This window comes from Paraburkholderia sp., assembly GCF_036488505.1.
Classification (GTDB): Bacteria; Pseudomonadota; Gammaproteobacteria; order Burkholderiales; family Burkholderiaceae; genus Paraburkholderia.
In genome coordinates this window covers 1-6,329 of the sequence record NZ_DASXHN010000071.1, presented here as the reverse complement: position 1 = coordinate 6,329, position 6,329 = coordinate 1, and the positions used below count along the sequence as shown (strand labels likewise).

Here is a 6,329-nt window from a genome sequence, read left to right as displayed (position 1 = left end):
CGGATTCGCGCCGATCACCATGATCACGTCGGCCTTGTCGACCGACGCGAAAGTCTGCGTGCCCGCCGATTCGCCGATCGTCGTCTTCAGGCCGTAGCCGGTCGGCGAATGGCACACGCGCGCGCAGGTGTCGACGTTGTTGTTGCCGAACGCGGCGCGCACGAGTTTCTGTACGAGGTAGGTTTCCTCGTTCGTGCAGCGCGACGACGTGATGCCGCCGATCGAATCGCGGCCGTGCTTCGCCTGGATGCGGCGGAATTCCGACGCGGCGTAGCTGATCGCTTCGTCCCAGCTGACTTCGCGCCACGGGTCGGTGATCTTCGCGCGGATCATCGGCTTCGTGATGCGGTCCTTGTGCGTCGCGTAGCCCCACGCGAAGCGGCCCTTCACGCATGCATGGCCCTCGTTCGCGTGGCCGTTCCTGTGCGGCACCATCCGCACTACCTGGTTGCCCTTCATCTCGGCCTTCAACGAGCAGCCGACGCCGCAATAGGCGCAGGTCGTGACGACCGAATGCTCGGGCTGGCCGAGCATCACGACGGTCTTTTCCTGCAAGGTCGCGGTCGGGCACGCGGCGACGCACGCGCCGCACGATACGCATTCCGAGTCCATGAACGGCTGATCTTCGCTGGCGGCGACGCGCGACTCGAAGCCGCGCGCGGTGATCGTCAGCGCGAACGTGCCCTGGGTTTCCTCGCATGCCCGCACGCAGCGATTGCAGACGATGCATTTGGACGGGTCGTACGTGAAGTACGGGTTCGATTCGTCCTTCTGGTCCTTCAGATGATTCGCGCCGTCGAAGCCGTAGCGCACTTCGCGCAAGCCCGTCACGCCGGCCATGTCCTGCAGTTCGCAGTCGCCGTTGGCGGGGCAGGTAAGGCAGTCGAGCGGGTGATCGGAGATGTACAGCTCCATCACGTTGCGGCGCAGCGACTGCAGACGGTCGGTCTGCGTGCGGACCTTCATGCCGGCTTCGACAGGAGTCGTGCACGAAGCCGGATAGCCGCGCCGGCCTTCGATTTCGACGAGGCACAGACGGCACGAGCCGAACGGTTCAAGCGAATCGGTCGCGCACAGCTTCGGCACGTTCACGCCGGCTTCGATCGCCGCGCGCATCACCGAGGTGCCCGCGGGCACCGTGACCGGCTGGCCGTCGATTTCGAGCGTCACGTCGACGTCCGAGTGGCGCGCGGGGGTGCCGTAGTCGGTGCGGTCGTCGAGCGGGTTGGCCGCGCGTGCTTGCGCCTGCGACTTGCACGCGCAATTGCCTGAGCCGCAGCCGCCGGAAGAGGAGTTGATCAGATCGGACATAGTGGGCTCCTGGGTCAGGCCGCGGCCGCTTTGGCCACGTGCTCGGCTGGGTGATCGGCGGCGAGACCGAAATCTTCGGGGAAGTGATCGAGCGCGGACATCACCGGGTACGGCGTCATGCCGCCCATCGCGCACAGCGAACCGGACACCATCGTGTCGCACAAATCGCGCAGTAATTGCACCTGGCGCGGCGACGTATCGCCGTTGCGAATCCGCGCGATCACCTCGACGCCGCGCGTCGAGCCGATCCGGCACGGCGTGCATTTGCCGCACGATTCGAGCGCGCAGAAGTGCATCGCGTATTGCGCGAGTTCGGCCAGATTCGACGTGTCGTCGTGCACGACGAGACCGCCGTGGCCGATCACCGCGCCGACCGCCGCATACGCCTCGTAGTCCATCGGAATGTCCCACTGGCTTTCCGGCAAATAGGTGCCGAGCGGGCCGCCTACCTGGATCGCGCGCGCGGGCCGGCCGCTCGCGGTGCCGCCGCCGTATTCATCGAGCAGTTCGCGCAGCGTCACGCCGAACGCCAGTTCCACCAGCCCGCCGTGCCTGATATTGCCCGCGAGCTGGAACGGCAGCGTGCCGCGCGAGCGGCCCATGCCGAAGTCTTTGTAGAACGCCGCGCCGCGCGCGAAGATGATCGGCACGGTCGCGAGGGTGATCACGTTGTTGATCACGGTCGGCTGGCCGTAGAGGCCGGCGAGCGCCGGCACCGGCGGCTTCGCGCGGACGATGCCGCGCTTGCCTTCGAGCGATTCGAGCAGCGCGGTTTCCTCGCCGCACACATAGGAGCCGGCCCCTTTCGCGACGAACAGCTCAAAGCGATGCGCGCTCGAACCCAGCACGCTGTCGCCGAGCCAGCCGGCGGCGCGCGCGCGGGCGATCGCGGTTTCGAGCGTCGCGATCGAATGGGGGTACTCGCTGCGCACGTAGATGTAGCCGACCGTCGCGCCGGTCGCGACGCCCGCGATCAGCATGCCTTCGATCAGCAGGTACGGATCGCTTTCCATCACGAGCCGGTCGGAGAAAGTGCCCGAGTCGCCTTCGTCGGCGTTGCAGACGATGTACTTCTGCGCCGCTTTCGCGCCGCGCACCGTGCGCCATTTGATGCCGGCCGGGAACGCCGCGCCGCCGCGGCCCCGCAGGCCCGACTCGATCAGCGCTTCGCAGGCTGCGTCGCCGTCGGTCTCCAGCGCGCGGCGCAAGCCTTCGAGGCCGCCGTGCGCGACGTAGTCGTCGATGGACAGGGGATCGGTGATGCCGATGCGCGCAAAGGTCAGGCGCTGCTGCTTCTTCAGATACGGAATCTCGTCCACCACGCCGACGCGGCTCGCATGCTCGCCGCCGCTGACCAAACCCGCGTCGAACAACGCGGCGACATCACCGGCTTCGACGTTCGCATAGCCGATGCGGCCTCCCGGCGTCGTGACTTCGACGAGCGGTTCGAGCCACAGCAGACCGCGCGTGCCGTTGCGGACCAGTTCGATCTGGATGCCGCGGCGGCTCGCTTCGGCTTCGATCGCCTGCGCGACGGCATCTGCGCCGAGCGCAAGCGCCGATGAATCGCGGGGCACATAGATGCGCGTCATGCCGGCACCTCCACGCATTTTCGAGCGGCCGCGAACAGCGTGTCGAATTTCTGTGGCGATACGCGGGCGTGCAGCGTGCCGTTGAGCATCATCGCCGGCGACAGTGCGCATTGGCCGAGGCAATAGACCGATTCGAGTTCGACCGTCGCACCGGGCTCATGCGCGGTGTCGAAGTGGCAACCGGTGTGCGCCTCGATATGTTGGGCGAGCGCTTCGGTACCCATGCTGCGGCACGACTCGGCGCGGCACAGTTGCACGGTGACCGGCGCCGGCGGCTGGGTGCGGAAATGGTGATAGTAGGTGATCACGCCGTGCACTTCGGCGCGCGACAGATTGAGCGCCCGGGCCAGCGGTTCGACCGCTCGGGGCGGCACATAGCCGAGTTCGTCCTGGATCGCGTGCAGGATTGCTAGCAGCGAGCTGCCCGGCTGCGCGTGACGGTGCACGAGCTGATCCACCGCGGTGGCGAGAGATTCGTCCAATTGGGGGCTCCTCCAGAGCGATATATGCACTTGTTAATCATAATACGTGCACGTATGCTTCGCTTATTCGATATGGTATAGCCGAACGATAGGCGGCTCAGTCGGTGTGTGCAATAGGAAAGAACTACTCATATATGGTCAGGATCGAGTGCCAGGTCGAACTGGTAGTGAAGGGCGCGGACGGTCGCGAGGCCAGCCTGTCGGACGTGGTGCCGTTGCTCGCACTCGTCGACGAATCCGGGAGCATTGCGCAGGCTGCGGCGCTTAAGGGTTTGTCCTACCGGCACGCGTGGGGCTTGCTGCGCGGTCTCGAGGAACGCCTGGGCGGTCCGCTGATCGCGAAAGAGCGCGGGCGCGGTTCGGTGCTGTCCGAACTCGGGCGCGCGATGCTGCGTGCGCAGAAGCTCTGCGGCGAGCGGCTCGACGGCAACCTGCAGGCGCTCGCGAGCGAGGTGGCGAGCGATCTGAACCGCTGGCTTGCGCCACCCGCCGACGACGTGCGCATCCACGCATCGCATGGCTATGCGGTGGCCGCGCTCGTCACGGCGCTCGTCGCGAACGATCTGCCGGTCGATATCAAGTACCGCGACAGCGCGGATGCGGTTAGCGCGCTGGCGCGCGGCGAATGCGATCTGGCGGGCTTTCACCTGCCGCTCGGCGAGTTCCGCGCGACCTGCGCCGATACCTACCGGCGCTGGCTCGATCCGCAGCGCCATGTGCTCGTGCATTTGACGCGGCGCAAGCAGGGGCTCTTCATGGGCAAGGGCAATCCGAAGCGGATCGGCGGGCTGGGCGATCTCGCGCGCGACGACATCCGTTTCGTCAACCGTCAACCCGGCTCCGGTACGCGGATGCTGCTCGATCTGGCGCTGCGCCAACTCGGCATAGACCCGGATCGCGTCAATGGATACGCGTCGGCGGAACTCACACATTCGGCGATCGCGGCGTTCGTCGCGAGCGGCATGGCGGATGTCGGCTTCGGCGTCGAGCCAGCCGCGCATCACTTCGGACTCGACTTCATTCCTATCGTCGATGAGGACTATTACTTCGCGTGCGACCGCGCGCACCTCGGACGCGCACCGCTTGCGACAGTGATCGAACTGCTGCGCGGCAGCGCGTTCCGGCATAGCGTCGAGCACCTCGACGGCTACGATCCGCGCGACTGCGGCAAGCTGGTGGATGTGGCCGATGGGCTTGCGGACGTGGCCGAGTGAACGCGCGCGTGGGAAGGCGACGTACGACGGGTGTCGTATAAGCGCGTGGCGTGCAAGTGCGTGGCGTAAGAGGTCGTAACCATAAAAGCGGCATCGCGGTAGCCGGTGACGCTGCGAAGCGCGGTCGTTTCGGCTACTCTCTTGGCTCCGCTTCCGCTTTAAACCATGCGCGACGCCGCGCCGAACTCCTATGAAAGCTCTCCTACACGCATGTGCCGCGCTTGCCGCGGCGGGTGTGCTCTGTGGCACCGTCTCGGTTGCGTTCGCGCAGAATTCACCCGGCGTGCCGGGCGGCATCCTGACGGACGAATTCCGTATCAACGAGCATCCGCAGATGCCGTTCGCCGCGTCGGCGCCGTCGGACAAGTATCAGCACGGCAGACGCTCCACCGCGCGTAAGCGTGGCGACATGGGCGATCCTAACGGCTGTAACCTGCAGTGCCCGAAGGACGAGTGACATTTCGCTCGGCGGTGGGCCGTTGAGATGCGCCGGTCGAGGTTGGATGTTCCATGTTTGACGTTTGACGTTTGAACTCACGCCGGCTTTACGCGCCGGCGTTGTGCTTTGCGCTCCACGGTTCCATAGGCCACGGTCTATTGGCGGGCCTGGTTCCGGATCGCGCGCTTCTTCAAGGCTTCGCGACGTGCCACATGTCCTTGAAGCCGTCTCCCTTCGCATCTCCCGGCTGCTTGTCGGCCGCGTAGCGATACAGCGGATGGCCCTTATACGCCCATTGCTGCGAGTCGCCGGCGCTCGGGATCAGCGTCCAGTCGCCGGAAGGCTTGTCCATCGAAGTCGCTGTGGCCGCCGGCCAGTTGCTCATGCAGCCGCCAGTGCAGGCGCTTACGCCCGGCTTGCTGTCCCTGTCGAACGTGTACAGCGTCATGCCGTCCGCGTTGACGAAGCGGCCGTTGTCCAGCTTGGGCGGATCGGCGAACGCACTTTGTTGCAACGCGGCTAACGCGAGCGGGACGAGGAAGAGAATCGACTTGCGCATGATCGGGGCTCCTGTGTTCACCACGTGGTTGCGATGGAAGGCGCGCTTTCAGTGTAGGCAGCGTGGGACATTCGCTGCCTCTCGTGGTGCGCGCCATCAGGAAACGGATGGGGGCGGGAGGGTATTCCGGGCGGCAGCGATCGACTGACTTTCACTCGCCGGCTTGCGCGGTTTGCTCCTGCTTCACTTCGGCTATCGGCATGTTCCGGCTGTGGTGTACCGATGTGAGGCGTTGATTGGCTCGGACGGACATGCGACGGGACGCTGGCGACATTCGTTGGACGCCTCCGCCTCCTCGGTTCCGACTAGCAGGATCACACCCGGCCGCGCAAAACAAAAACCCCGCCAACTGATGGTTGGCGAGGTTTTTGGGAGATCCTGGGTGGATTCAGGATGGTGTGTTTGGTGGAGGCGGCGGGAATCGAACCCGCGTCCAGAAGTCCTCTACGACTAGTTCTACATGTTTAGTTCTGTCTTTTGATTTAACCGCAGCGACGCGGACGAACACGCTGCGCTACGGCGATTCACTAGATTTTCGACCCGGATGTCGTGACGCCACCCGAGCTTAACTGACGTATATGACCTCTGTCGGTATTGCTACCGGTCTTGCGACTCTAGCCCGTCAGTGAACTAGGCAGAGGACGGCGGCCCTTAGGCTGCCAGTGCGAACGTTTCGTCGTTTGCAGTTACGTTTTTCCCGCTGATTTACGAGGTTACGGGGCCTCGACATGC

General features: G+C 65.1%; 6 protein-coding genes and 1 other RNA gene. 2 read left to right on the top strand and 5 right to left on the bottom strand.

Annotated elements, in window-relative coordinates:
* From VGH68_RS04100 to VGH68_RS04090, 3 genes are all read right to left on the bottom strand, one after another.
* Positions 1 to 1,311, bottom strand: a 1,311-nt coding sequence (locus VGH68_RS04100) for a 2Fe-2S iron-sulfur cluster-binding protein (RefSeq protein WP_331602219.1), incomplete at its 3' end; no start/stop codon positions are given.
* Between the two features lie 14 nt (positions 1,312 to 1,325).
* On the bottom strand, positions 1,326 to 2,903 hold the full coding sequence (locus VGH68_RS04095) for a formate dehydrogenase beta subunit (protein WP_331602218.1): 1,578 nt from the start codon (positions 2,901 to 2,903) through the stop codon (positions 1,326 to 1,328).
* Positions 2,900 to 3,385: an NAD(P)H-dependent oxidoreductase subunit E gene (locus VGH68_RS04090; RefSeq protein WP_331602217.1), complete on the bottom strand. Its 486-nt coding sequence runs from the start codon at positions 3,383 to 3,385 to the stop codon at positions 2,900 to 2,902. Before VGH68_RS04090 ends, VGH68_RS04095 begins: the two co-directional genes overlap by 4 nt.
* A 134-nt stretch (positions 3,386 to 3,519) precedes the next feature.
* On the opposite strand from VGH68_RS04090, the gene VGH68_RS04085 reads away from it, so the two are divergent.
* Positions 3,520 to 4,599, top strand: coding sequence for a substrate-binding domain-containing protein (locus VGH68_RS04085; protein WP_331602216.1), 1,080 nt, complete (start codon positions 3,520 to 3,522; stop codon positions 4,597 to 4,599).
* Positions 4,600 to 4,789: 190 nt separating this feature from the next.
* Positions 4,790 to 5,056 carry a hypothetical protein gene (locus VGH68_RS04080; RefSeq protein ID WP_331602215.1) on the top strand — a complete coding sequence of 89 codons (267 nt, stop codon included), beginning with the start codon at positions 4,790 to 4,792 and terminating at the stop codon, positions 5,054 to 5,056.
* A 172-nt stretch (positions 5,057 to 5,228) separates the two neighbouring features.
* Here VGH68_RS04080 and VGH68_RS04075 read toward each other — a convergent pair whose 3' ends face one another.
* Together VGH68_RS04075 and ssrA are read right to left on the bottom strand one after the other, a co-directional pair.
* Positions 5,229 to 5,597, bottom strand: a complete 369-nt coding sequence (locus tag VGH68_RS04075) for a hypothetical protein (protein ID WP_331602214.1) — start codon at positions 5,595 to 5,597, stop codon at positions 5,229 to 5,231.
* A gap of 403 nt (positions 5,598 to 6,000) precedes the next feature.
* Positions 6,001 to 6,329: a transfer-messenger RNA gene (ssrA, locus tag VGH68_RS04070) on the bottom strand; the annotation flags it as partial.